Origin of the sequence: Spirillospora sp. NBC_01491, from assembly GCF_036227065.1 — a bacterium.
Classification (GTDB): Bacteria; Actinomycetota; Actinomycetes; order Streptosporangiales; family Streptosporangiaceae; genus Spirillospora; species Spirillospora xylanilytica.
The window spans coordinates 2,245,028-2,270,427 of sequence record NZ_CP109432.1 but is presented as its reverse complement, the minus strand read 5'-3'; the positions used below and the strand labels follow the sequence as shown (position 1 = coordinate 2,270,427).

Annotated in this window: 21 protein-coding genes; 4 read left to right on the top strand and 17 right to left on the bottom strand. The window is 71.8% G+C overall.

All coding sequences use genetic code 11. The annotated features are described in order from the left end of the window. Positions 1-94 precede the first annotated feature (94 nt). On the bottom strand, positions 95-2,062 hold the full coding sequence (locus OHA34_RS10715; protein WP_329521512.1) for a Xaa-Pro dipeptidyl-peptidase: 1,968 nt from the start codon (positions 2,060-2,062) through the stop codon (positions 95-97). Positions 2,063-2,202: 140 nt separating this feature from the next. After that, positions 2,203-3,891 (bottom strand): 2-isopropylmalate synthase, encoded by a 1,689-nt coding sequence (gene leuA / locus OHA34_RS10710; RefSeq protein ID WP_329522391.1) that lies wholly within the window; start codon positions 3,889-3,891, stop codon positions 2,203-2,205. A 267-nt stretch (positions 3,892-4,158) separates the two neighbouring features. Here leuA and OHA34_RS10705 point away from each other — a divergent pair, with 267 nt between their 5' ends. Further along, on the top strand, positions 4,159-4,851 hold the full coding sequence (locus OHA34_RS10705; RefSeq protein ID WP_329521511.1) for a FadR/GntR family transcriptional regulator: 693 nt from the start codon (positions 4,159-4,161) through the stop codon (positions 4,849-4,851). Between the two features lie 9 nt (positions 4,852-4,860). After that, positions 4,861-5,349, top strand: a complete 489-nt coding sequence (locus OHA34_RS10700; protein ID WP_285940957.1) for a GNAT family N-acetyltransferase — start codon at positions 4,861-4,863, stop codon at positions 5,347-5,349. A 37-nt stretch (positions 5,350-5,386) separates the two neighbouring features. Here the strand turns inward: OHA34_RS10700 and OHA34_RS10695 are convergent, their stop codons facing one another. The 3 genes from OHA34_RS10695 to OHA34_RS10685 all read right to left on the bottom strand — a co-directional run bounded on the left by OHA34_RS10695 (position 5,387) and on the right by OHA34_RS10685 (position 10,703). After that, positions 5,387-6,859, bottom strand: coding sequence for an aldehyde dehydrogenase family protein (locus OHA34_RS10695; protein ID WP_329521510.1), 1,473 nt, complete (start codon positions 6,857-6,859; stop codon positions 5,387-5,389). Between the two features lie 85 nt (positions 6,860-6,944). Then, positions 6,945-9,386 carry a HelD family protein gene (locus OHA34_RS10690; protein WP_329521509.1) on the bottom strand — a complete coding sequence of 814 codons (2,442 nt, stop codon included), beginning with the start codon at positions 9,384-9,386 and terminating at the stop codon, positions 6,945-6,947. Between the two features lie 225 nt (positions 9,387-9,611). Continuing rightward, complete coding sequence (locus OHA34_RS10685) at positions 9,612-10,703, bottom strand: ATP-dependent DNA ligase (protein ID WP_329521508.1); 1,092 nt, start codon at positions 10,701-10,703, stop codon at positions 9,612-9,614. 138 nt (positions 10,704-10,841) lie between these two features. On the opposite strand from OHA34_RS10685, the gene OHA34_RS10680 reads away from it, so the two are divergent. Next, on the top strand, positions 10,842-11,558 hold the full coding sequence (locus OHA34_RS10680) for a dihydrofolate reductase family protein (protein ID WP_285940953.1): 717 nt from the start codon (positions 10,842-10,844) through the stop codon (positions 11,556-11,558). On the opposite strand, the gene OHA34_RS10675 is transcribed toward OHA34_RS10680, so the two are convergent. After that, the gene (locus OHA34_RS10675) at positions 11,537-12,277 is read right to left on the bottom strand and encodes a pyrimidine reductase family protein (RefSeq protein ID WP_285940952.1); all 741 of its coding nucleotides are present in this window, start codon (positions 12,275-12,277) and stop codon (positions 11,537-11,539) included. The genes OHA34_RS10680 and OHA34_RS10675 overlap by 22 nt on opposite strands. Positions 12,278-12,444: 167 nt before the next feature. On the opposite strand from OHA34_RS10675, the gene OHA34_RS10670 reads away from it, so the two are divergent. Then, entirely contained in the window at positions 12,445-12,846 is a 402-nt protein-coding gene (locus OHA34_RS10670; protein WP_285940951.1) for a hypothetical protein, read from the top strand. Here the strand turns inward: OHA34_RS10670 and OHA34_RS10665 are convergent. From OHA34_RS10665 to OHA34_RS10615, 11 genes are all read right to left on the bottom strand, one after another. After that, positions 12,833-13,390 carry a GNAT family N-acetyltransferase gene (locus OHA34_RS10665; protein ID WP_329521507.1) on the bottom strand — a complete coding sequence of 186 codons (558 nt, stop codon included), beginning with the start codon at positions 13,388-13,390 and terminating at the stop codon, positions 12,833-12,835. The two genes, OHA34_RS10670 and OHA34_RS10665, sit on opposite strands and share 14 nt — an antisense overlap. A 10-nt stretch (positions 13,391-13,400) precedes the next feature. After that, positions 13,401-13,961 carry a DUF4262 domain-containing protein gene (locus OHA34_RS10660; protein WP_329521506.1) on the bottom strand — a complete coding sequence of 187 codons (561 nt, stop codon included), beginning with the start codon at positions 13,959-13,961 and terminating at the stop codon, positions 13,401-13,403. Between the two features lie 220 nt (positions 13,962-14,181). Further along, positions 14,182-14,940, bottom strand: a complete 759-nt coding sequence (locus tag OHA34_RS10655) for an SDR family NAD(P)-dependent oxidoreductase (RefSeq protein ID WP_285940948.1) — start codon at positions 14,938-14,940, stop codon at positions 14,182-14,184. Then, on the bottom strand, positions 14,937-16,316 hold the full coding sequence (locus OHA34_RS10650) for a class-II fumarase/aspartase family protein (protein ID WP_329521505.1): 1,380 nt from the start codon (positions 16,314-16,316) through the stop codon (positions 14,937-14,939). Before OHA34_RS10650 ends, OHA34_RS10655 begins: the two co-directional genes overlap by 4 nt. 14 nt (positions 16,317-16,330) lie before the next feature. Beyond that, complete coding sequence (locus OHA34_RS10645) at positions 16,331-17,485, bottom strand: Glu/Leu/Phe/Val dehydrogenase dimerization domain-containing protein (protein WP_329521504.1); 1,155 nt, start codon at positions 17,483-17,485, stop codon at positions 16,331-16,333. Further along, positions 17,485-18,858 (bottom strand): pyridoxal-phosphate dependent enzyme, encoded by a 1,374-nt coding sequence (locus tag OHA34_RS10640; RefSeq protein WP_329521503.1) that lies wholly within the window; start codon positions 18,856-18,858, stop codon positions 17,485-17,487. Before OHA34_RS10640 ends, OHA34_RS10645 begins: the two co-directional genes overlap by 1 nt. Before the next feature lie 53 nt (positions 18,859-18,911). Further along, positions 18,912-20,549: a thiamine pyrophosphate-dependent enzyme gene (locus OHA34_RS10635; RefSeq protein ID WP_285940944.1), complete on the bottom strand. Its 1,638-nt coding sequence runs from the start codon at positions 20,547-20,549 to the stop codon at positions 18,912-18,914. Next, complete coding sequence (locus OHA34_RS10630; protein WP_285940943.1) at positions 20,549-21,781, bottom strand: ABC transporter substrate-binding protein; 1,233 nt, start codon at positions 21,779-21,781, stop codon at positions 20,549-20,551. Before OHA34_RS10630 ends, OHA34_RS10635 begins: the two co-directional genes overlap by 1 nt. Before the next feature lie 17 nt (positions 21,782-21,798). After that, the gene (locus OHA34_RS10625) at positions 21,799-22,953 is read right to left on the bottom strand and encodes a sulfotransferase family protein (protein ID WP_329521502.1); all 1,155 of its coding nucleotides are present in this window, start codon (positions 22,951-22,953) and stop codon (positions 21,799-21,801) included. 173 nt (positions 22,954-23,126) lie between these two features. Then, a complete protein-coding gene (locus OHA34_RS10620) occupies positions 23,127-24,077 on the bottom strand; it encodes an EamA family transporter (RefSeq protein ID WP_329521501.1) in 951 nt (316 codons plus the stop codon). Positions 24,078-24,178: 101 nt separating this feature from the next. Continuing rightward, positions 24,179-25,171, bottom strand: a complete 993-nt coding sequence (locus OHA34_RS10615) for an L-histidine N(alpha)-methyltransferase (protein WP_329521500.1) — start codon at positions 25,169-25,171, stop codon at positions 24,179-24,181. Positions 25,172-25,400: the final 229 nt, after the last annotated feature.

Sequence of the window (25,400 nt, the reverse complement as noted above, 5' to 3'; positions counted from 1 at the left end):
CGGGGCTGTCCGAGCGCCTTCACCTGGAGCCGGGCGAACAGGTCGAGTTCTGGCAGGGGACGGCCCCGGGCGCGGTGCCCGGGGCCGTCTCGGGTCAGTTGAACTTCTTCTCCTGCCTGGGGAGGGTGACCTGGGTCGGGCCGCGCCAGGTGCTCTCGGCCCGCGGGGCCACCAGGGCGGCGGCCTCTCCGGCGTCGACGACCGGGACGCGGACCGAGCTGCCCGCGAGGTCGACCGTCACCCGGGCGCCGGTGGGCGTCTCGGTGTTGTAGTCGGCGTCGGCACCCGCGAGGACGAGCGCCAGGCGGTGCCCCTTCTTCAGGACGTAGTCCTGGGGCAGCGTCTGCCAGCCGACCCCGTAGTACTTGCCGGGAGTGAGCGGGGACGGCCTGCTGAGCGAGGTGCGGTTCTGGGCGTCGAGCCAGCCGCGGGCGATCACGTTCACGTCGGACGTGATCGTGGTGACCCGCGCCTGCTTGTAGCAGGCGTCGTCGGCGGGGGTGCTCTCACCGTGGCAGCTCTCGGTGGTGAGGGTCTCGATGCCCGAGCCCGCGCCGAGGTAGTTCACGCGGGTGTCGGTGCCGTAGTCGACCAGGAGGGCGGTCAGGTCGGCGGTGGGCCGGTCGAGCTTGATCTTCAGGTGCGCGTCGGGGGTGCCGGACAGCCGCGCGGTGCGGGGGAGCGGGCCCGACACGTACGCCAGGCGGTACGGCTTGGCGGTGGTCGGGTCGGTGACCATCTCCGCCTCGGTGTAGCCGTAGTTCTCGGCGCCGGGGGCGTCGGTGTAGGACGCGGCGGCGCCCTTGGCGGCGCCCTTCGGGCCGAGGGAGCCGTCCGCGCCGGGCTTCAGGGTGAGGGCGCGGGCACCTGGGGCAGGCCAGTCGCGCTGGGTGATCCACTGGTCGGGGCCGACCTCGATGTCGGCGCGGGGCTCCTTCAGGACGTCGTTGTCCACCTTCATCAGCTCGTGGTCGAACCACTTGTGCAGGGTGGCGATCCACGCGTCCCGGCGCGCGTCGAACGGGTCGACGTGGCCGCGCTGCGACAGCCACACCTTGCGGGTCACGCCGCGCTCGGCGAGGCCGTCCCACCATTTGCCGAAGTTGCTGGTCTTGACGTTGAGGTCGTTGACGCCGTGGTAGGCGAACACGCTGGCGCGGACGTTCCCGACGTTCCCGATCGTCCCGTCGCGGTAGTTCGTGGTCTTCCAGTAGGCGTTGTCGTTGCCGGTCGCGTCGTCCTCGCCCCGGTCGAGCCCGGCGTTGACGGCGGCGCACTTGGCGGGCGGGTCGGTGTCGACGGTGTCGGCGAGGCCCGGCTGCTCGTCGGTCCAGTACTTGACGCCGTTCATCCGGCTGTAGTCGTACCAGCCGCTGATCGCCGAGATCGGCACGATGGTCTCCAGGCCCTTGACGCCGGTGGCGGCGACGCCGTTGGCGAGGGTCCCGTCGTACGATTTTCCGATCATTCCGGTGCGGCCGGTGGTCCAGGACGCCTTGGCGGGCGAGCCGTCCGGCCTGTACGCCTTGGCGCGGCCGTTCAGCCAGTCGACCACGGCCTTGCCGCCGAGGACGTCGGACGGGCCGCCGCTGACCGGGCAGCCGTCCGACCGGGTGGTGCCGACCATGTCGACGGCGAGGAAGGCGTAGCCGCGCGGCACGAAGTAGTTGTCGAAGTACAGCGGGAACTTCACCGGGTTCCCGGCGGCGTCGTAGGTCTTGCGCTCGCTCTCGTTGCCGCGGCCGAGGTTGTCGTAGTAGGGGCTCTCGTCCATGATCACCGGGACCCGGAGCCCGCGCTCGGTCTCCTTGGGCCGGATGATGTCCACGTTGACCCGGTCGCGCCTGCCGTCGTGGTCGCTGTCGACCGGGGACTCGACGTAGACGTGCTCGCGGATCGCGTCCTTGTAGGAGAAGGCCGGCTGCGTCACGCCGTCCTTCACCACGACCCGCGGCGCCGCCGACGCGGCCGGGGCCACGCCGGCGGCGCCGATCAGCGCCGCGCAGGCCAGCGCGGCGAGGGTCGTGCTCCGCCGGGTCCGTTTCAGGGATCGCCTGGGCACCCGCACCTCCGTGACATCGAAATGATCTCTACGGGGGCACAGGCTCCTCGTCCGGCGCCGCGCGGTAAAGGGGGCCGCCTCCGCAACTCCGGCCGGTTTTGGTCACCGGCGGCCCTTGCGCCGCGCGTCCCCCGAAACGGTCAGGCGGGACGCTTCGCGCGGTTGACGGCCGACAGGACGGCGCGGACGGACGCGGTGAGGATCGAGGTGTCCCGGCCCGCGCCCCAGCGGGTGACGCCGTCGACGCGGCATTCGGCGTAGGCGACGGCGGGGGCGTCCCGCCCGGCCGCGGTCGCGTGCTCGACGTACTGGAGGACGTCCACCGCCGTCCCGGCGGCGGCGAGCGCGCCGGTCAGCGCGTCCAGCGGGCCGTTGCCCGAACCGGTGTGCTCGGCCTCCCGCCCGTCGATCCGCAGGACGCCGGTGAAGTCGTGGCGGCCGGGCCCGGTGTGGCCCGTCCGCCACCCGGCCAGCGTCACCGGGCCGTCGTCCGCGCGGTCCAGGTACTCGGCGCGGAACAGCTCCCACAGCTCCTTGCCGCTCACCTCCTCGCCGCTGTCGTCGGTGGCGCGCTGCACCACCTCGGAGAACTCGATCTGGAGGCGGCGGGGCAGGTCCAGGCCGTGGCCGGTGCGCAGCAAGTAGGCGATCCCGCCCTTACCGGACTGGCTGTTGACCCGGATGACCGCCTCGTAGTCGCGGCCCACGTCCCCGGGGTCGATCGGCAGGTACGGGACGTTCCACGGGGCCTGACCGGCCGGGACGCCGAGCGCGGCGGCCCGCTCGGCGTGGTGCGCCATGCCCTTGCTGATCGCGTCCTGGTGCGTCCCGGAGAACGCGGTGTAGACGAGGTCGCCGCCGTAGGGGTGGCGCTCGTGCACCGGCAGCCGGTTGCAGTGCTCGACCGTCCGGCGGATCTCGTCGATGTCGGAGAGGTCGATCCGCGGGTCCACGCCCTGCGCGTGCAGGTTGAGGGCGAGCGTGACCAGGTCGACGTTGCCGGTGCGCTCGCCGTTGCCGAACAGGCAGCCCTCGACCCGCTGCGCCCCGGCCAGCACCGCCAGCTCGGCGCAGGCGACACCGGTGCCGCGGTCGTTGTGCGGGTGCACCGAGAGGATCACCGAGTCGCGCCGGGCGAGGTGGCGGTGCATGTACTCGATCTGGTCGGCGTACACGTTGGGGGTGGCGACCTCGACGGTGACCGGCAGGTTGTGGATCACCGGGCGGTCCGGGGAGGCGTCCCACAGCGCGGTCAGCCCGTCGCACACCTCCAGCGCGAAGTCCGGCTCGGTGAGCATGAAGACCTCGGGCGAGAACTCGAACCGGACGCCCGCCCGGCCGCCCGCCAGCCGGGCCACCTGCCCGGCCGCGTCCCTGATCAGCGCGTGCAGGTCCGCGCGGTCGCGGCCGAGGACGACCTCGCGCCAGACCGGGGCCGTCGCGGTGTACATGTGCACCACCACCCGGGGCAGGCCCCCGATCGAGGCGAAGGTCCGCTCGATCAGGTCGCGGCGAGCGGGGGTGAAGACCACGACGGTGACGTCGTCCGGCACCGCGCCGGACTCGGCCAGGTGCCGGACGAAGTCGAAGTCGGCCCGGCTGGCCGAGGGGTAGCCGACCTCGATCTCCTTGAAGCCCATGGCCGTGAACAGGTCGAACATCCGGCGCTTGCGGGCGGGGTCCATCGGTTCGGCCAGCGCCTGGTTGCCGTCGCGCAGGTCGACCGGCACCCACAGCGGGGCGGTCTCGATGCGGGCGGACGGCCAGGTGCGGTCGATCTCGGGCACCCGCACCCGCTCGAACACGGGCCGGTAGCGGTGGAAGGGCATGGCGCTGCCGCGCTGCGGGTTCCAGGCGGGCGCGCCGTCCGGCACGGGGCCGGAGGGGGTGCGCAGGGTGGGGAAGGCCGTCGGGGACGGGGTGCTGCTCACGTGCGTTCCTCAAGGTCGCCGGTGGACGACCGGCAGCGCCGGACCCCGCGGCGGGGTGCCGGTCGGATCAGGCCCCGCCGCGGCGGCCGAGAAGAAGCGCGCGCTGCGACATAATGGCCACCCTAACCACACATCAGCTCCTCAGACAACCTGAGAGGTACCGGAATGGCACTGGGCCCGCTCCGTCCCAGCCCCCTGGTCGAACAGGCCGCCGACCACCTGCGCGAGCAGATCGCCGACGGGTCGTGGCCGGTCGGCACCCGGCTCCCCGGCGAGACCACCCTCGCCAAGCAGCTCGGCGTCGGCCGCTCCACCGTCCGCGAGGCCGTCCGCGCCCTCGCCGGCGCCGGGCTGCTCCAGGCGCGGCAGGGGGCCGGCGTCTTCGTCATCGCCACCGAGCCCGCCGAGGACTGGGCGGCCCGGCTCCGCCGCGCCTCGCTGGCCGACGTCTACGAGGTCCGGATGATGATCGAGGTCCGGGCCGCCGAGCTGGCCGCGCGGCGGCGCACCGCCGCGGACCTGGCCGCGCTCGACGCGGCCCTCGCGGCCCGCGACGCCGCCAGGGGGACCGAGGCGTTCATCGACGCCGACATCGCGCTGCACGCCGCCGTCGTGTCCGCCGCGCACAACCCGGTGCTGGCCGACCTGTTCGCCGGATTCGCCCCGGTGCTCCGCGAGGGCCTGCTCGACCTGGTCCGCATCGTCGACGTCCGCGACGCCGAGGACGACCACGGCCGTGAGGCGCACGCCGCCCTGGTCGAGGCGGTCCGCGACCGCGACCCCGCCGCCGCGGGCGACGCCGTCCAGGCCGAGCTGCGCCGCATCCTGCGTAACGTGTCGGAAACCGAGCGGTCCTAACCTCGGGGCGTGGAGATCTCGCCCTTGCGCCCCGAGCACGCCTCCGAGGTGCTCGCCATCTATCAGGCCGGTGTCGACGAGGGGAAGGCCACCTTCGAGACGGCGGCGCCGACCTGGGAGAAGTTCACCGCGGGCAGGCTGCCCGGCCACCGCTTCGTCGCCCGCGACGCCGAGCGGGTGCTCGGCTGGGCGGCGCTCTCGCCGTACTCCGCCCGTCCGGTCTACGCCGGCGTCGCCGAGGTGTCGGTCTACGTCCACCCGGACGCCCGGGGCCGCGGCGTCGGCCGCGCCCTCCTCGGCGCCCTGGTCGACTCGGCCGACCAGGGCGGCCTGTGGACGCTCCAGGCGGGCATCTTCCCCGAGAACACCGCCAGCATCCGGCTCCACGAGGGGTTCGGCTTCCGCACGGTGGGCGTCCGCGAACGCCTCGGCCGCCACGACTTCGAGGGCCGCTCCAGCTGGCGCGACGTGGTCCTGATGGAACGCCGCTGCCCCTGACCGGCCCCGGTCACGGGCAGCGGCGCGTCCGGATGGATCAGATCTCGAAGAGGCCGGACTTCTCGCGGGTGTAGGCCATCACGGAGTCGTGGCCGTAGCCGCTGTCCTTGACGCCCTCCAGCGGGAACACCACCTTGCGGAAGGTGTTGACCCAGACGGTGCCGGTCTCCAGGTTGCGGAACATGCGCTGGGCGGTGCCGAGGGAGTTCGTCCAGACGCCGGCGGCGAGGCCGTAGACCGAGTCGTTGGCGAGGGCGAGGGCCTCTTCCTCGGTGTCGAACGGGATCACCACCGCGACCGGGCCGAAGATCTCCTCCTGGCAGATCCGCAGCGAGTTGTCGCCGGTGGCGAACAGGGTGGGCTCGACCCAGTAGCCGCCCGCGTACCGGTCGTCGTCCACCACCGCGGCGCCGGACCGGCCGCCGAAGACCAGCTCGGCGCCCTCCTTCGCGCCGATCTCCAGGTAGGACACGACCCGCTCGTACTGCTCGCGGGACACGATCGGGCCCATGGTGGTCTCCATGGACATCGGGTCGCCGAGCCGGATGCGCTCGGCGAGCGCCTTCATCCGGAAGATCATCTCGTCGTAGACGGGGCGCTGGATCAGGATCCGGGAGCCGCCGTAGCAGATCTGCCCCGCGTTCGCGGTGAAGATCGCCTGGGTGGTGACGCCGGGCGCGGCCTTGTCCAAGTCGGCGTCGGCGAACACGATGTTGGGCGACTTGCCGCCGAGCTCCAGCGCCAGCGGCTTGAGCGAGTCGGCCGAGGCACGGGTGATGATCTTGGCGGTGTGCACCGAGCCGGTCAGGCTGATCTTGTCGACCCCGCGGCTGCGCACCAGCGGATCGCCGGCCTCCTCGCCCAGGCCCGAGACGATGTTGAGCACCCCGGCCGGCAGCACCTCGCGGAGCAGCTCGCCGACCCGCAGGGTGGACGCGGTGGCCTGCTCGGCGGGCTTGATGATCACGGTGTTGCCGGCCGCCAGGGCGAACGCGGCCTTGGCCGAGAAGGTGGAGATGGGGGAGTTCCACGGGATGATCCCGAGTGTCACCCCGTACGGCTCGCGCCGGGTGACGCCCAGGCTGGACGGGCCGAAGTCCACGCTCCGGCCCTCGACCGCGGCGGCGCACTCGGCGGCGGCGCTGTTCCACAGATAGGTCATGCCGGGCAGGTCGCGCTTGGCCGTCTCGCTGATGATCCGGCCGTTGTCGCGGGTCTCCAGCTCGGCCAGCTCCCGCGCGTTCTCGGCGAACACCGCGGCGACCTTGCGCAGGTAGTGCGCGCGCCCCGCGGCGGGCATCCCCGACCACCTGGGGAACGCGGCGCGCGCGGCGGCCACGGCGGCGGCGGCGTCCTCGGCGGTGCTGCGCGGGATCGTCGCCCAGACCTCCCCGGTGGCCGGATCGACCGACTCGAGCGTCCCGCCGCCCGAGGCCGGGCGCAGCTCGCCGCCGATCAGGTTGGAGTACTCGCGCAGCTCTGTCATCGCGTCCCTTCCGGAATCCGTCATGCGATGACCAAGCGTACGCTTGGTTGACCTCGTGGGGGAAGGCGGGGGCGGCGCACCGCCCCCGCCGGTCAGTGGAGGGCGGCGGTCAGCGGAGGGCGGCGAGCATGTCGGGCAGGCCGCCGTCGTGGACGACGGTGAGGCGGCGGGTGGCGCGGGTGATCGCGACGTAGAGGTCCCGACCGCCGTGCGGGGCGCCGCCGGTGATCCCGACCGGGTCGACCACGATCACCGAGTCGAACTCCAGCCCCTTGGACTCGGTGGTGGTGAGCACGACGGCGGGGGCGTCCAGCGCCTCGGGGGCGTTGCCGGCCGCCATCCCGGGCAGCGCGGCGAGCACCGCCCCGTGCGCGGCGCCGGAGGCGATCACCGCGAGCCGGCCCTCGCCGATCAGCTCCAGCTCCGACCGGACGAGCGCGGGCAGCCGGTCGCCGTAGTCGGCGGCCGGAATGCGCAGCGACACCGGGGGAGGCCCGTCGTCGCGGACCGGCTCCGGCGGGACCTGGTCGGGGGCGACCGCGGCCAGCACGTCGGCGGCCACCCGCATGATCGCCGCCGGGGTCCGGTAGTTGACCAGGAGGCGCTGCTCGCGCCACCGGTCCTGGACGTACCGCTCCAGCATCTGGCCCCACGACCGGGCCCCCGCCGGGCTGCCGGTCTGCGCGATGTCGCCGACGACGGTGAGGGACCGGGTCGGGACGCGCCGCATCACCGTGCGCCAGGCCATCTCCGACAGCTCCTGCGCCTCGTCCACGATGACGTGCCCGTACGCCCACTCCCGGTCGGCGGAGGCGCGCTGGGCGGTGGTGAGCGGCGGGCCGTCGTCGTGGTAGCGCTCGGCGAGCGCGGCGGCGTCGACCAGGTCCAGCTCGGCGATCTGCTCCTCGGGGGACGCGCTGCCAGGACCCCCGGCCCCTCCGGCGGCCCCCGGGCCGATCGACTCGATCACCTCCCTCGCGTACCGCTCCTGTTCCCGCCGCTCCGCATCGGCCTTGCGGCGGCGGGCCCGTTCGGCGGGATCGTGCCGGCCGACCCACTCGGCGGCCTCGTCGAGCAGGGGGACGTCGGACGTCGTCCACGGGGAGTCGGCGGGACGGTGCAGGCGGCGCAGCTCGCCGGGGGTGAACGCGGCGCCCAGGCGGCGGAGGCCCTCGGCGTCGGCGAACAGCCCCCGCAGCAGCGACTGCGGGCTCAGCTCGGGCCACAGGGCGTCGATCGCCCCGCGGATGAAGGGGTTCTCCCACAGCTCGTCCTTGGCCAGGCGCAGGTCCCCCTGGTCGAGCAGCGGCTCGTCCACCGACTCGTCCATGAGCTCCTGGAGCCAGCCGGGGAGGCCGCCGGACCGGGCCATCTGCTCCAGCGGCTCGTCGGCCAGCCGGTCGTACTGCTCGGCCCGGTCCAGGGCGAGCACGTCGAGCAGCGCGTGCACGTAGACGCGGCGCTGGACGTTGTGCCCGGCGCGCACCGAGCGGGCGTGGTCGCGGGCCTCCAGGCACTTCTCGTGGGTGACGCGGAGCGTCAGGTCGTCGTACTCGACCTCCAGGTCGCCGTCCGGGACGCGCTGGTGCTCGCGGACGGCGGCCTCGACCAGGCTGGCCATCCGCAGATCGCCCTTGACGACGGCGGTCTCCGGCGTCTCGACCGCGGTCGTGCGCACCCCCGGGTACAGCTCGCCGACGGTGGCGAGGGCGACGTCGGTCTCGCCGAGACCGGGGAGCACCTGCTCGATGTAGCGCAGGAACGTCGCGTTCGGCCCCACCACCAGGACGCCGCGCCGTTCGAGCGCGTCACGGTGGGTGTAGAGCAGGTACGCGGCGCGGTGCAGCGCGGCCACGGTCTTGCCGGTGCCGGGACCGCCCTGCACCACCAGGACGCCCTGGAGCCCGGACCGGATCACCTGGTCCTGCTCCTCCTGGATGGTGGCGACCACGTCGCCCATCCGTCCGGTCCGACCGCGGCGCAGCGTCGCCAGCAGCGCGGCCTCGCCGACGATGGTGCCGCGGTCGGCCTCGGCCAGCCCCTCCAGGTCGAACACCTCGTCGTCCAGCCGGACCACCTCCCGCCCGCGCAGGTGCAGGTGGCGGCGGCGCGCGAGGGTGCCGGGGGAGCTCGGCGTGGCGGTGTAGAACGGGCGGGCCGCCTCGGCCCGCCAGTCGATCAGGAGCGGGACGCGGTGCTCGTCGCGCAGCCCGACGCGGCCGATGTAGAACGTGTCGCCGGGGGCGCCCGCCTCGGCCCGGTGGTCGACGCGGCCAAAGCACAGCGCCCGCTCGACGCCGGAGAGCCGGGCGAGCCTGTTCGCCGCCTCCTCGGTCGCCACCTCGCGCTCGACCGCCGCCTGGAACCCGCTTCCCCCGCCGGCCCCGGGCCCGGAGCGCAGGGTCGCCTCGGCGGTGGCGCGCTCGGTGTCGAGCCGGTCGTAGACGCGGGAGACGTACTCCTGCTCGGCGCGCAGCGCGGTGTCGCGGACATCGTCCTCGCCTGCGCTGCCGGTGTTGTCCGATACGGACTTGACTTGACGGGCTGGCATGCGTCCTATAGCCTCCTATTCAGAAGGTGGGATACTTGTCTGCGCAATTCGTAAGTCGCTAGCGTACCACTCGTTCTCGGCCGAACCGGCCATCGTGGCCGGAAAGCCGGTCGCCTTCGTGGCACCCGCCCCTGACGACGCACCCTGACGACGCGCCCGGCCCCGGCCCGGCCCGTTGAGGGGCGGAGCCGGGGCCGGGGTCAGGTGCTCACCCGTACCGCGTGGTCAGCGGTCGGCGCGGGGGCTCTGGGCCTCCCCGTTGAAGATGTCGTCGAGGTCGTAGGCGACCGGTACCTCAAGCTGCTCGTAGGTGCACGACTCGGGCGTGCGGTCGGCCCGCCAGCGGCGGAACCGGGCCATGTGCCGGAACCGGTCGCCCTGCATCGCCTCGTAGGCCACCTCGACGACCAGCTCGGGACGCACCGCCACCCATGACAGGTCCTTCTTGCCCGTCCAGCGGGAGACGGCGCCCGGCAGCCGGTCGGTGGTCGCCTCGGTCTGCTGCGCCCACCCCTCCCACGGATGCCCGTCGAAGGTCTCCATCCGGTAGGGCTGGAGCTCGTCGACCAGCTCGGCGCGGCGCTTCATCGGGAACGCCCCGACGACGCCGACGTGCTGGAGATGCCCCTCGGAGTCGTAGAGGCCGAGCAGCAGCGAACCGACGATCGGCCCCGACTTGTGCCAGCGGAACCCGGCCACCACGCAGTCGGCGGTGCGCTCGTGCTTGACCTTGAACAGCACCCGCTTGTCGGGCTGGTAGGGCAGGTCGCGCGGCTTGGCGATCACGCCGTCGAGCCCGGCGCCCTCGAACTCGTCGAACCAGCGCAGCGCCACCTCGTGGGAGTCGGAGGCCGGGGTGATGTGGAACGGGTCGCCCGCGTCCGAGAGCGCCTCGACCAGTCGGCGCCGCCGCTCGCCGAGCGGCACCTCCAGCAGCGACTCGTCGCCGAGCGCCAGCAGGTCGAACGCGACGAACGACGCGGGCGTCTCCTCCGACAGCAGCTTGACCCGCGACGCGGCCGGGTGGATGCGCTGCTGGAGGGCGTCGAAGTCGAGATGGGTGCCCCTGCTCAGCACGATCTCGCCGTCGACGACGCAGCGCTCGGGCAGCTCGCGCCGCGCCGCCTCGACCAGCTCGGGAAAGTAGCGGGTGAGCGGTTTCTCGCCGCGGCTGGAGAGTTCGACCTCGTCGCCGTCGCGGAAGATGATGCAGCGGAACCCGTCCCACTTGGGTTCGTACAGCAGGTCGCCCTCGGGCATGGTCTTGACCGCCTTGGCCAGCATCGGCGACAGCGGCGGACTGATCGGCAGATCCATCCCCCCATTTTGCGCCCTGCCACTGACAAAAGATCGCTCCGGGACCGGGAGGGCGCGTCGGGACGGGCCCGCCGATACCGCCCGGCGCACGGGGACCATGGCGAACCCCCCGGCCGGCGCCTCCGCTAGCCTGCGGGCATGCGCCGCCTGCTGCCCGAACCCGCCTCCGGCGTCGACCCCTGGGACGCGTACGCCGACGCCCCCGCACTCCGCGTCGGCATGGTGATGAGCGCCGACGGGTCGGTCACCGACGCCGAGGGCTGGACGGACGGCCTGGGCGGCGCCGCCGACTTCCGCGTGTTCCGGACGCTGCGCGCCCTGACCGGCGCGATCCTGGTCGGCGCCGCGACCGCCCGCACCGGCCGCCTCGGCCCGGCCCGGCTCCGTCCCGACCTGCGCGAGCGCCGCGGCGGCCCGCCCGCCCCGATCGTCGTGGTGAGCCGGTCGCTCGACCTGGACTGGACGCTGCCGCTGTTCACCGCCGCCGAGACGCCGACCCTCGTGGTCACCTCGAAGGCCGCGCTCGCGTCCGCCGCGGCCCCGCCGCTCCCGCCCGCGCGGGTGATCGTCGCGGGGGACGACGACGTCGATCTGCGCGCCGCCGTCCGGACGCTGCGCGAGGACCTCGGCCACCGGCACCTGCTCTGCGAGGGCGGGCCCACGCTGGCCGCCGCGCTGATCGGCGCGGGACTGGCCGACGAGCTGTGCCTCAACGTCGCGCCGGCCCTCCTCGGCGGCGGGCCCGGCCACACGCGCGCGCTCGGCGGGCTCGGCGCCGAGGTCCCGGTACGGCTCGCCGCGCTCTACGAGGACGAGGGCGTGCTGTTCGTCCGCTACCTGCTGCCGCGCGCGTAGCGCAGCAGCAGGAAGCTCTCGCTCTCCAGCACGTGGGCCAGGCGCAGCTCGGCCGCGACGGCCATCGCCGGGCCGTGCAGGACGCGCGGCCCCGCGCCCGCCACCAGCAGCGGGCTGAGCGTCAGGCACAGCTCGTCGAGCAGCCCGGCCGCCGCCACCTGGGCCAGCACCCCCGGACCTCCCTCGCACAGCAGCCGGGTGTGGCCGCGCTCGGCCAGCGCGTCGGCGGCGGCGCCGAAGTCGAGCCGGTCGCGGCCCGCGACGATCACGTCGGCCCGCTCGCGCGCGGCGCGCAGCCGCGCCGGGGCGGCCGACTCGGTGGTGAGCACGATGGTCCGGGCCCCGGTCTCGGTGAACACCGGCGCGTCGAAGTCGAGAGCGAGGCCGCGCGACACGATCGCCAGCGGCGGGACGGCCGGCCGGCCCGCGCGGAGCCGGTCCCACCCCTCGCCGGGCCGGACGGGGCCGTACTCCTCGGCGCGGACCGTCCCGGCACCGACCACGATGGCGTCGGCGAGCCCGCGCAGCGTCGAGAACACCAGCCGGTCGGCGGCGCCGCCGAGGCCGCCGCTGCGGTCGTCGCGGGTGGCCGCGCCGTCCAGGCTGGACACCATGTTGGCGCGGAGCCAGCGCCCTTGCTCGGGGTAGGCGTAGTCCTCGGCCAGGTCCACCGGGTCCGCGGACGGCGCGAGGCGCCGGATGAGATCCACAGGCTGCATAGACAGCACAAGCTAGTGCACCGTTCCGCCCGATCGGGGGAGGCGGATCACTGTCCGTATCGCATTCTGTACGAATCCGGCATGGCGCCGGCCCGTTCCGGGTGACAATGGCCCCCGGGGAAAGAACCGGGAAAGAACCGGGGAAGAACCGCACCGAAGGGAGCGGGGTGGAGTTCGCCGCACTCGTCGCATGGGTACTCGCCGCGATGGCGGGGGTGTACCTGCTGATGATCTGGATGCTGAACGGGGGGCCGTCGACCAAGGTCACCAGGTTCCCGCTGCTGCTGGTGGTCGGGCATCCGCTCGCCGCCGTGGTGGGACTGGCCGTCTGGATCGCCTACCTGGCCACCGGCCGGGCGGGGTTCGCCTGGACCGCGTTCGCGGCGCTGCTCGTGGTCGTCTTCCAGGGGTTCCTGCTGTTCACCCGCTGGCTGGTCGGACGCGGCGGACGCCACGCGCGCGGGGCCGAGCAAGCCTTCCCGGCCGCGGCCGTCGCCGTCCACGGCCTGGTCGCGGTCGCCACCGTGGTCCTGGTGTTCCTGACCGCGATCGAGGTCAGCCGCCCCTGAGACCCGCCACCCGCCCGTCCTGCCCGTCCTGCCCGTCCTTCCTCCAGACGACCTCGTCGTGGCGGAGGTCGGCGGTGGGGCGCAGGCCGAGGCGGCGGGCCACGGCGGCCGAGGCGAGGTTGCCGGGGTGGATGTCGGCGGTGAACGCGGTGACGCCCTGGGCGGCGAGCCAGGCGAGCAGGGCGCGGCCCGCCTCGGTGGCGAACCCGAAGCCCTGGTAGGGCATCCCGACGACCCAGGCGACCGAGGCCACCGGGCCGGACGGGCCGGGGGCGACGGTGGCCTGGACGGTGCCGACGGCCCGGCGGTCGCGGCGGCGGCGGACGATCCAGTTCAGCCAGACCTCCTGGTGGAACGGCTCGGGGCCCGCCACCAGCCGCTCGTACCGGGCGCGCAGGTCGGCGGGCGACAGCGGCTCGCCGCCGATGAAGGCGTGCAGGCGCGGGTCGTCCAGCACCTCGGCCATCTCGGCGGCATGGTGGACGGCCAGCGGTTCCAGCCGGAGGCGCGGCGTCTGGAGGGTCTCGGCGATCGGTCCGAACATCCCGCAGACCTTACGGGGTGCCTCCGAGGTGCCGGGTCCACGCGCCCTGGGGATGCTGGCGCGGGTCGAGCCACAGCCACGGCTGCGAGTGGCGGAACGGGAGGTCGGTGCCCGGCTGCCATGGGAACAGCCCGTCGGGGTTGGGCCAGACGACCTGGAGGAACGGCAGCGGGGGGCGGCGGTAGAACGCCACGGCGCCGCCGAACAGCGCCTCGTACCAGCGGGGGTCGACGGGGCGGAACGCCGCCGCGCCGCCGCGCGCGGCCTCCTCGCGGCGCTCGCCGTCCTCCGGGGGAGCGCCCTCGGCGGTCTGCCGGCCGAGGGCGTTGAGGATCTCCTCCATCTCGTAGACGTCGCTGCCGAACATCGCCAGCTCGGACGAGCGGTGGCTGTGCCACAGGCCGATGGTGTACGCCCAGCCGGGGCCTTCTCCGTCGGGGTGGACGAGCACGACGCTCCACCCGTACTGGGTGATGTGCACGATCGTGCGGAGCTGGAAGTTGTCGAGCCGATCGCGGTCACCGTGGTCATGGCAGATGACGCAGTGGCACAGGGGGCGGCCGTCGGGCATGGCGCCCAGCTTACGATCCCGGCGGGTCCGCGAGAGTCTCGCCCGGCGGGCCCCGCCGCGGCGCCGTCCCGCGCCGGGCGGCGGCCCGCGTGGTGGGAGACCGGGCCGAACTGCGCCCGGTGCCGATGTGTGGCAGCGGAATCGGTGCGGGCCAGAACGCGCGGGCGGTGAGATGCAGGAGCGGCTATCGAACGGTTCCTCCGGTGTGTGCGATCCGCCGTCAGCGTCCCGCCAGCAGTGCCCCCCCGTTGATGTGAACGACCTGACCGGTGATGAATCCGGCCTCCGGGCCGGCGAGATGGCAGACCGTGGCGGCGACCTCCTCAGGGGTGGCCCCCCGGTTCATCGGCGACCGTCTCGACCTGTCCGCGTGCAGGTCCGAGGACATCCGGTCGCCGTAGAACTCGGTGTCGGTGACATATCCCGGGGCCACGACGTTGACGGTGATCTGGTCGCCGGCCAACTGGGCGGCGAGCTCCGCCGACCACGGGTGCAGCGCGGCCTTGGCCCCGCCGTAGGTGGCCGGACCACGTACCGCCGCCACCGACCCGACCGTGACGATCCGGCCACCGGGCCGGGCCAGCAGGGGAAGCAGGGCATGGGTGAGCAGGACGGCAGGGAGCACGTTGGCGTGCAGGTTGGCCCGCCAGGCCTCGGCCAGCGCGTCCAGTTCCTGCACCCGGTGGGGATCGGCGTTGCCTCCGGCGTTGTTCACCAGGATGTCCACCGGCCGTCCGGCCACCGCGGCCAGCACGCGCCGCGCCCCGTCCGGCTCGCTCAGGTCGGCCGCGACCACGACGACGCGCGGACCCAGCCGGTCGGCGAGGCCGGCGAGCCGGTCGGACCTGCGCCCCACCGCGATCACCTCGCCGGCCCGGCTCGCGGCGAGCCGGGCGGTGATGGCCCGTCCGATCCCGGTCGCCGCGCCGGACACCACGGCCACGCCCGGCGCCCCGCCCGCCGATTCGGCGCCCGTCACGAGACGGTGGCACGGGCGCGTTCCACGACCCGCATCGTCAGCTCCGGTGATTCGCCGAGGTAGCTGGCCGGCTCGAACAGGCGCTCCTGTTCGGCGTCGGTGAACCGGTCGGTGATCATCGGATCCGAGGCGGCCAGCTTGCGGACCGGGAGGTCGCGGCTGTGCGCCTCCTGCATGAGCTGGTAGACGTACTCGTGGGCCTGCTGCTTTCCGATGTGCTCGCCGAGGGCGAACATGACCCGCTCGGACATCACCTGGCCGGTGACCGTCTCCACGTTGACGGCCAGCCGGTCGGGGTGCACGATCAGCCCGGTGACGACCTCGGTCGCGATCTCGGCGGCGGCCAGACAGTAATGTGACACGTCCGGCACGCAGGCCCACTCCAGGCGCAGCGACCGCGCGTCGCGCTCGTGGTCGCCGACCATCGCGGTCAGCGCCAGCCCGGCCTGCGCGGCGGCCAGCCGGGACAGCGCCACGATCTGTTCGCAGCGCTCGGGATTGCGCTTGTGCGGCATCGTGCTGCTGCCGACCTTGCCGGTCCGCCACGCCTCCTCGACCTCGCCGAACTCGGGCCGGGACAGCGTGCGGATCTCGTCGGCCATCCGGGCCAACGTGCCGGTGACCATCGCTAACGTGCTGACGAACTCGGTGACCCGGTCCCGAGCGACGTGCCATCCGAGGTCGGGGACGACCAGCCCCAGCCGCTCGGCGAACCGTTCCAGGGTGGCCCGGCCTCGACCGTCGAAGCTGGCCATCGTCCCGGCCCCGCCGAACAGTTGGGCGGTCGGGGTATGGGCGCGCAGACGGGTCACCCGTTCCCGGTGCCGGAGCAACTCGTCGAGCCAGCTGGCCACCTTGAGGCCGAACGCCATCGGCAGCGCCGGCTGCGCGTGGGTGCGGCCCAGCCCGATCGTCCTGGAGTGCCGGCCCGCGGTTTCGGTCAGGCTGCGGATGATGTCGTCCAGCGCCGGCGAGAGCGTGTCGAGCACGTCCCTGGCCTCCAGGGACTGACCGGTGTCCTGGATGTCCTGGGTGGTCGCGCCGAAGTGGATGAACTGTCCGGCGGTCGGTCCGCACGCCGTTTCCAGCGCGCGAAGCAGCCCGATCAGCGAGTGCCCCGAGCGCTCGGTCTCCGCCTGCACCTGGTCGAGGTCGACGTGGTCGAGGTCGGCCACTGCGGCGATCTGCTCGGCGACCTCGGCCGGGATCACGCCCAGCTCACCCTGGGTCAGGGCCAGCGCCGCCTCGATGTCCAGCCAGCGCTGTTTGCGGCAGATGTCGCAGAAGATGTGTCTGCTCGCGGCGGTGGCGTAGCGATCGCCGTAGAACCGCGAGTCGGTGATGTGGCCGCGTTCGTGGCGGCAGTGTTCCGGCATGGGAGACCTCCGGGTCAGCGGACGGTGGACGGGAACGACGGGAGATAGGGGCAGTTGCCGTACGGCGGGGATTCCGGGTCGGTGGTGCTGTCGGCGGCCAGTCGCAAGGCGGCGGCGCGCGGACTGACACCGCTGCGGCGCGCCTGCGCGACGATGTCGGCGACGAGGTCGTTCATCAGGGTGGCGAGCGCGTCGAGCACCTGCTGCGGGCCAGGACAGTCGCGCGGACCGAACAGCACCTCCATCGACGCGGATCCCCCGATTCCGCCGATGAAATCGGGGACGACCAGCACGTTCCGCGCCGCCAAGGCCTGTTCGGTGCTCTCGGCGAGGCCGCAGTTCGCTCCCACCACGACCGTCGAGACCGGGACCTGTGCCGCCTGCGCGGTGGTCATCGCGTCGGCGGGGCCGGCGAGGACCAGCACATCGGCCGGCACGGTGAACAACCGGGCCGCACGGCCGCCCGACGGCATCGCCGGGACCGGGGTTCCCGGCGGGCAGCCGAGCATGGCCGGGACGTCCACGCCGGCCGGGTCGGCCACGGTGCCGTGTTCGTCGCCGACCGCCACCACCCGGGCCCCGTCTTCGTGAAACGTGCCCGCGGCTCCTCGGCCGAGGTTGCCGAATCCCTGGAGCGCGACGGTGAGCGTGCCGCCGCACCGGGCGGCGGCGATCCCGGCGTGGGCCAGCGCGTGCCCCGCGCGGCGGGCCGAGACCGGGACCCCGCGGACGGGCGCCTCGAGCACGGCCATCCGCCGGTCGAACTCGTCGTCGCTGAGCCGCTGGGCGGTCTTGATCGCGTACTTGATCGACGGCAGCCCGATCGCCTCGGCGTGCCGGTTGAGCTCCAGCCAGCCGGTGCCCATGTCCGGCCCCATGCTGTAGCGGGTGGCCAGATCGTCGCGGAGGAACGCCAGGAAACGACCCAGCACCGCGCTCTTGCCCGGCGCCCCGGGATCGAGGTCCAGTCCGCACTTGGCTCCGGCCACGTTGATGCCGAGCACCCGCTGCTTGAGCGCCATCCGGTCGGCGAGCGTGCCCAAGGTGGCCGCGTCCAGGCCGGACTGCACCCGGCATCCGCCCGCGGCGAGCCGATGCCGGGCGCCGCGGTAGACCAGCCAGCCCCGGGTGCCGTCGACCGGGTCGCCATACTCGATCAGGTCTGTCATCACAGCGAACTCTCTGTCGTCTCGTGCTCGGATTCGAGCGCGGCGGCCATGTCCGTGGCGGTCACAATCGCCACGGGCAGCCCGTCGCGCAGCACCACGCACGCGCCGTGCTCGGCGATGCGGGCCGCCGCGGTGCCGAGTCGTTGGCCCCAGCCGACCGTGGGAAGCGGGGCGGTCAGGTGCTCGGCGACCGGTGCGTCCAGCCGCGCCTGACCGGTCGCGACCCGTACGGCGATGTCGTGTTCGGCGGCGAATCCCACGATCTCCGGCAGCCGGATCGGCGGTGTGGCCGCGCTGACCGCCATGTGGCCGGTCCGCGTGTCCCGCATGCGCCGCAGCGCGGTCGCGAGCCGCTCCTGCGGCGCCAGCACCGGAAGGCCGTGGCGGGCGGCGACCGCTACCGGCACACCATCGGCCGGCTCGGTGAAACCGTGCCCGGCCAGCCAGTCGTCGTCGAAGATCGTGGTGAGGTAGCCCCGGCCGGAATCGGGGATCAGCACGACGATGACCGCGTCCGGCCCGGCGCGCTCGGCCACCCGCAGTGCCGCGGCGACGGCCATTCCGCCGGAGCCGCCGGTGAGGATGCCCTCCTCCCGGGCGAGGCGGCGGGTCACCCGGATGGACTCGGCGTCGCCGACGGTCAGTATCCCGTCCGGAACGGCCGGATCGAACGCGGCGGGAATGCCCGGCTGCCCGACGCCCTCCACGTAGTACGGCCGCACCTCCTCGCCGCTGTACGCCGATCCCTGCGGGTCGACCCCGATCACCTGCACCGCGCCCGCCGACACCTCGTGCAGGTACCGGCCGACGCCGGAGACCGTGCCGCCGGTCCCCAGCCCGGCGACGAAGTGCGTCAGCCGTCCCTGGGTCTGCTCCCAGATCTCCGGCCCGGTGACGGCGTAGTGCGCCGCCGGGTTGGCCGGGTTGTTGTACTGGTCGATGCAGTGGGCTCCGGGGATCTCGGCGGCCATCCGGGTGGCGACGTTGCGGTAGAAGCGGGGATGGGTCATCGGGACGGCGGCCGGGCAGACCACCACCTCGGCGCCGTAGGCCCGCAGCGCGGCGATCTTGCTGGGCGAGACCTTGTCCGGACAGGTGAACACGCACCGGTAGCCGCGTTGGGCGCCGACAAGGGCCAGTCCGATCCCGGTGTTGCCCGACGTCGGCTCGACGATGGTGCCACCGGGGCGCAGGCTGCCGTCGCGCTCGGCCGCCGTGACCATGCCGACCGCGATCCGGTCCTTGGCGGAACCACCGGGATTGAACTGCTCCAGCTTGGCCAGCACCAGCGGGCCGGAGCGGTCTGCGACGGCGGCCAGCCGCACCAGCGGCGTCTGGCCGACCAGGTCGAGCATGGAGTCGTGGAATCGCATCGCTGCCCTTTCTCCGCCGGTCAGGACGATCGGGTTCCCGGCACCGGCGACGGTCACAGGTGTCGGTACGGGGTCAGGTGGCTGCGGCTGGTGCGCACCGCGAGGAGCGACGGGCCCGGATGGTCGAGTGCCTTGGCCAGGCCGGTGCGCACCTCGGTGGCCGTGGTCGCGGAGAGCCCGAGTGCGCCGTATGCCTCGGCCAGTCGAGGGAAGTCGGGGTTCGCCAGGTCGGTGCCGATACCGCGGTCCGGGTAGCGCTGCTGCTGGTGCAGCCGGATGGTGCCGAGCGAGGCGTTGTCGGACACGACGAACACCACCGGGAGGCGGCGCTCGCACACGGTCGCGAGCTCGCCGCCGTTCATGACGAAACCGCCGTCGCCGACGATCGCCACGGTGGGCACCGCGCGGGTGCGCGCGGCGACGGCCAGCGCCGCGCCGGGGGCGAACCCCATCGCGCTGGAGTCGATCCCCACCAGCCTGCCGTTCTCGGCGAACCGGAGGAAGCGGTAGGTCCAGCTGGTGAAGGTGCCGGAGTCGACGATCACCGTCACGGCGCCCTCGGTCAGCTCGTCCAGCGCCGAGGCGATCTCGCCGACCGTCACCGCGTCGGAGTCCGGTGGGACCCATCGGGCGTTGTCCTCCTCGATGGCGTGCAGCTCATCGCGCCACCGGTCGCGGCCGTCCGGCAGCCGGTGCGGGGGGCCGGCGCCCGCCAGCCGGGCGAGAAAGTCCACCGGGTCCATCGCGAACCCGGCGGTGACCCGGTGGTACCGGCCGATCCGGGCCGGATCCGGGTAGACGTGCACCAGCGCCTGGTCCGGTTCCGGCCCGCGCGGGAAGCGCAGCCGCCTCGTCGTGGTCTGCCCCAGCCGGGTGCCCACCGCGAGGACGAGGTCGGCGCGGTCGAACTCGGCAAGCTGCTCCGGCTGCGTGGAGTTGTGCAGGTGGCCCGCGTAGCACCGGTGGCGGTTGTCCAGCAGGTGCTGGTTCTTGTTGCTGGTGACGACCGGGAGGCCGTGCCGTTCCGCGATCTGCCGCAGCAGGGTCCGGCCGCTCGCGGTGTCGAGCATCGAGCCGGCCAGCAGCAACGGCCGGCGGGCCGCGGTGAGCAGGTCGTGGACCGTGGCGAAGTCCCGGTCGTCGGGGACCGTGTGTCCCAGTGCGACCCGGCCGGCCGGCCGGTCGGCCCCGGCGCGGTCGAACACGTCCTCCGGTACGTGCACCACCACCGGCCCCGGTGTCGCCGACTCGGCCACCCGGAACGCCCGCCGGACGGTCTCACCGGTGGCCGCGGGGTCGTACAGCGTCAACACCGCCTTGGCCAGGTCGTCCAGTGGCCTGCCGGACTGGAACGACTCGCGCCCCAGATCCCTGGTGGGCACATCACCCACCAGCACCACCAGCGGGGTGGCGTCCTCCGCTGCGGCGTGCACCGCGATCGCCGCGTTGGCCGCGCCGGGGGCTCGGCTGACCAGGCACACGCCCGCCCGGCCGGTCAGCTTGGCATCGGCGAGCGCGGCGAACCCGGCGGATCCCTCGTGCCGGCATCCCAGCACGTCGATCTCGCAGTCGTACAGCGCGTCGAGCAGCGGCAGGTAGCTCTCCCCGGCCACGCAGAAGATCCGGTCCACCTGGTGCGCCCGCAGGCTCTGCACCATGGTGCCCGCGACCGTCCGGTCCGGCGCGGGCATCAGAGTTCGCGTGCCGAGCGCGCGGGAACGTACTGCGCCGTGGCCTTGTCCGGCGGGTAGACGATCGCCGATTCGTCGAATCCCTGCCCCTGCTTCTGATACTGCAGTAGCACCAGATCGGGCGATGCATGGTGCCAATGGGCCGGCCCGCGCTCGTACCGGATGGGGCCTCGCCAGGTCGGGAACTCCATCGCCTCCATCGCGTCGATCATGTCGTCCCGGTCGGTGGACCGCGCCGCTCGGCTGGCGGCGGCGACGATGGTGACGTCGGTGAAATGAGTCAACGCCGTGTCCGGCGGGAAGTCCCCGTACCGCTGGCGATAGCGATCGGTGAACCAGCGTCCGATCTCGGTCATCCCCGGCCACGACGGCCGATACTGCATGGCGGGCCACATCGCGCCGACACCCGCGGTTCCGGCGAGCCGCCAGAAATCGTTGGACCGCAACGGATAGCTGAAGGGGACCATTAACGGAGTGTCCGGAAGCAGGCCGGCGTCCGCCGCGGCGTGCATGATCTGGTAGTTGGTCCGCACCACTCCGCCGTTGATGAGCAGATCCGGCCGGTAGTCCCGGATCGTTCCCAGCAGGTCGCCGAAGTCCGGTGCACCGTCCTGTTCGTAGTCGAGGCGCAGGAACTCCATCCCGTGCCGCGCACGGCCGTACTGTTCCAGGATGTCCGCGGTGTGGAGGCCGAACGCGGTGTCGGCGCACACCATTCCCACCGTGCGGATGCCCAGCTCGGCCGCGAAGTCCAGCATCAGCGGCACGCGGTCCGCCACGCTGAAGTACGAGCGGAAGACGTTACGCCGCTTCTGCGCGGTGATCTCGCTGTAGCCGTTCTCGACGAAGATCGGGACGTTGTACTTCGTCGCCACGTCGACCACCCACGGGGTCGTCCGCAGATGCCACTGCCCCATCACCGCGACCACGTCGTCGACGAGAGCGAGCTTGGCCATCTGCCCCGCGGCGGAGCGGTACATGCCCTCCTCCGCCGCCGTCGCCTGATCGTCGTAGAGCACCAGCTCGATCGCCCGGTTGTCGCGGGCACCGCCGTGCTCGCGCACATATTCCGCCCCCAGGCAGGCGCCTCGGACCACCAGCTCGCCCGCCGTGCTGTCGCCCGGTTCACTCAGCGGCGTGATGATGCCGATCCGGACCGGGTCGGAGCCCGTGTCCTCGTTCACGTCGCGCACCAGCGCTCGGGCACGTTCCAGGTGAGTACTCTGCGGCATCTTTCGCTCCCTTGGCCTCAGGCTTCATGGGGAATGGCGAACTCGTCGAGGTAATCGGAGAAACGGTCGGCCAGTTGGCCGGATCGGAGCCCGAACTGCTCCGCGCGATAGGCGTGCCGTCCTTGGGAGCGGCCGGCGGAAAGGTAGCCGTTCATGCGCCGCCGCGCCGCACCGGTGAGCGAAAGTCCGGCGGTGGCACAGATTTCCGCCACCACCGCCATGGGATCGGCGACCAGATCGGCATACCGGATGTCCAGCGGTGGCCGGTCGAACGGGCCCGCTCCCCGGCGCAGGCCCTCCAGCATCGGCGTGACCCGTTCCAGCCAGTAGCGGCCGATCTCGTGGTCGTCCACGGGGTCCGCGCCGGCTCTGCGCACGACGGAGGTCAGACTGCAGACGCTCGGCACCGCGACCGCGGGGGAGCGGTGCATGCGGACGACCAGCGCGTCCGGGTACACCGCGGCCAGATCGTCCAGGTACCACAGGTGCGACGGCCCCTTGAGCAGAACATGGTCACCGGGGATCCGGTCCAGCAGAACCTGTAATTGCGTGCGGTGATACCGGTAAATCGGCGCCATGGACTGCCGGTCCAGCCATTTCGTATAGCCGGGCACGTGGTACCGCAGCGCGAAAATCGGATCGCAGAACGTATTTCCGGTCAGCCGATGGCATTCCTCGGGGAAATCCACGCGCAGCGGGTGAATGTGCTTGAATTTCGGGGCGATCCGGTCGTACTCCGCGATGTAGGCCGCGCACTGGCTGATCAGTTCGTCGGATGGATCGCGGCGAGCGGGGGCCATCATCTCCCACAGCGCCGGCGCCCGGAGTTGGGGATGCTGAGCGAGTAAGTGTTGCAGGAACGTCGTTCCGGTACGCAGCATCCCGGTGATGATGATCGGCCGCAACGGCCGGTTCGTCGTCTCGGGGCGCTCGGCGATCCGATGGCTCGTCTCCAGTTGCTCGACAAGCGATCGGACCAGCGACCGCTGTGCCCGGACGCGCCCCGCCGATGTCAGCCGCGCTTCTCCGTCGAGCGAGCGAACAAGTTGCTCCAGGGCTTCGAGGTTGGAGAGCTCCGTCTCGTTGTCGCCGGCGACGCGGCGCGCGGTCAGTATCATTGTGGCTGTGTTCAGATTGGACTGTTCGGTTGAAATACCCCCAGTGGAGACCATGTGAACTCTCCCGATTTCGATCAGACGCGACGATGGCGACGGTCGTACGTATCGGTGTTCGAAATAGGTGGATAACGAAAATCGGCCAAATGTGTCAGTCGAGATATGAAATCGTTGGCCAGCAACGGCTCTCTACCGCGAAGCAGGGCGATCCCACCGCGACGGTCCCGGCCTCATCGCCCGCGCAGCTCGAGTGCGACCGCGCCGAGCACCAAGGCCCCTCCGACGAACGCGCCGGCCCAGAGCGACTCCTCGAGCACGGTCGCGCCGATCACGGCGCCGACAAGCGGTGTGACGTAGGCGTAGGTACTGACCAGCGGCGCCGGCGCGCTCTCCAAGAGGTGCGTGTAGAGCAGGAAGCCGACGAGCGAGTCGAAGACGAGCAGAAACACCGCCGCCCCGGCCGAGGTCCAACTGACGTCCGACCACCGAGTCGGATCGAGCTCACCGAGCGACAGTGCGACCAGCAGCAGCACCGTCCCACCGGCGAGCAACTGAACCGCGCTGGCGACCACTCGATCGACCGGCCGGTCGGCGTTCGCCGTCAGCAGGCTCCCCGCGGCCCACAGGATCGGCGCGACGCAGAATGCCGCGACCGCCCACGGTGCCCCGCCGATCGCGGTGCCCGGTGCCGTCAGTACAACGATCACGATGCCGCCGAACCCCGCCACGAGGCGCACCTGCGACGCGACCGACACACGGGTTCCGATCAACCTGCCCAGGAGTACCACCCACAGCGGGATCGCCGCAGCGAGGATCGCCCCGAGGCTGGCGGTCACCGCGGTCAGCGCCACCGTGGCGAGCCCCTGCCCGCCTACCAGCAGCAGTACACCGGCGATCGCCAGTTGCCGCTGTTGCACACGCGTCGGCCTGGGACGCCCACGCGCGGCACCGGTGAACACGACCCCGGCGAGCAAGAAGATCGCCGCCGCTCCGCCGAGCGGGGGCACAGTGTCGACCATCAGCTTCATCGCCGGAATCGCCGAGCCCCAGCACGCATAGAGCGCGAGCAGCAGGAGCACGGTGCGATCAGGGGGCACCACGGCCATCCGCCCACCGGCCCGGCGCCGCGCCATTCTGCCGCTGGGTTCGGGGAGCCGGCTCGCCGGCGTGCCGATGATCATCGAGAAGCTCCTCACGATCTCTCAGTCAACACCATCGGTCACTTCGGTGCTCGGCAGACCGTTTGGACCAACGCGTGCCCGTCCACATGCCCAAGCAAATATCACATCATTTCCACCAGTAGCAGCGAGTATTTCACCGTCGGTTCTTCGTGCGCATCCATGATGCGCATTCCGGTCGTATCCAATAGTTCATTGAGCTCGTCGTGTTTGAACTTGTGAGACGTATCGACAATCACCCGCTCACCTGCCTTGATGACCCCTCTCAAATTCAAATCGGCGAGGTGGAATTTGATGTCCAGCCTTGGCCAGATCTGCGCTTCCATGCGACGGGCATCTGTGTTGTACGTCAATCTGCTATTAAATACAGACGGATTGAAGTCACCATCGAATGCACGATTCAGACAGGTCAGTCTATTGGTCAAGAAATTGTGCCACAGATCGCATTCAGGTGGATCGTTGTACGCAGTCTCCAGTGTCGATCGGGATTTATCGAAATCGACACCGACCACCATGAGATCGCCGGGCCGGCCCGCTGATTTGATGTCTTCGAGCAACTCGCGTCGTTTCTGCTCGCTCATGTTCCCCAGCGAGCTGCCCATGAACAAGAACAATCGCGATGCCTTCGGCTGCTGCCCGACGACGCTCAGGCCGCTGTGGTAGTCACCGGCGATGGGCCGGATCTCGAGGCCATCAATGGAATCGGCAAGCCGAGCAGAGGTCTTTCTCAGCATTTCTTCCGATACGTCGATCGGTACATACCTCAGCGGTACTTGGGATATGGCGGACGCCCGCTTCAACAGCAGTTCGGATTTCGTCGCCGTACCGGACCCCAGTTCGACTATTTCTTTGACGTTTGCACGATCGCAGATCGCATCGACATTGCGTGTCAGCAGCGCCCATTCGGCGCGGTATGGGTAATAGGTTTCCAAATCGCAGATCTGTGCATACAGCTCCGATCCGCGTTCGTCATACCCATAGACGGTCGGGATCCGGCGCGGGGCTTTTGAAAGGCCCGCTGTCAGGTCTCGAATCTCGCTCGCCGCTTCATCTACTCGCACATCGATTAGATCATTGACTGTGCCCATCAAAGCCATCCAAGAGTTCATTTTGCAAGAACGAACATGGCGTGGTCGATCTCGCGAGTGTGAACGTCATATGTCAACGTCGTGATGCCGCGGGTCACCCTCCGTCGCTCGCTTGTTGGCGTGCCGTCAAGGGGAGTGTTATGCATGAGCATCGTGATGTCAATCTTGACTCTGAGCCTTACGGGCGTGAGCATTCAAGTTTGTAATTGATCACAGGTCGGCCCTGTGTCATATCGAG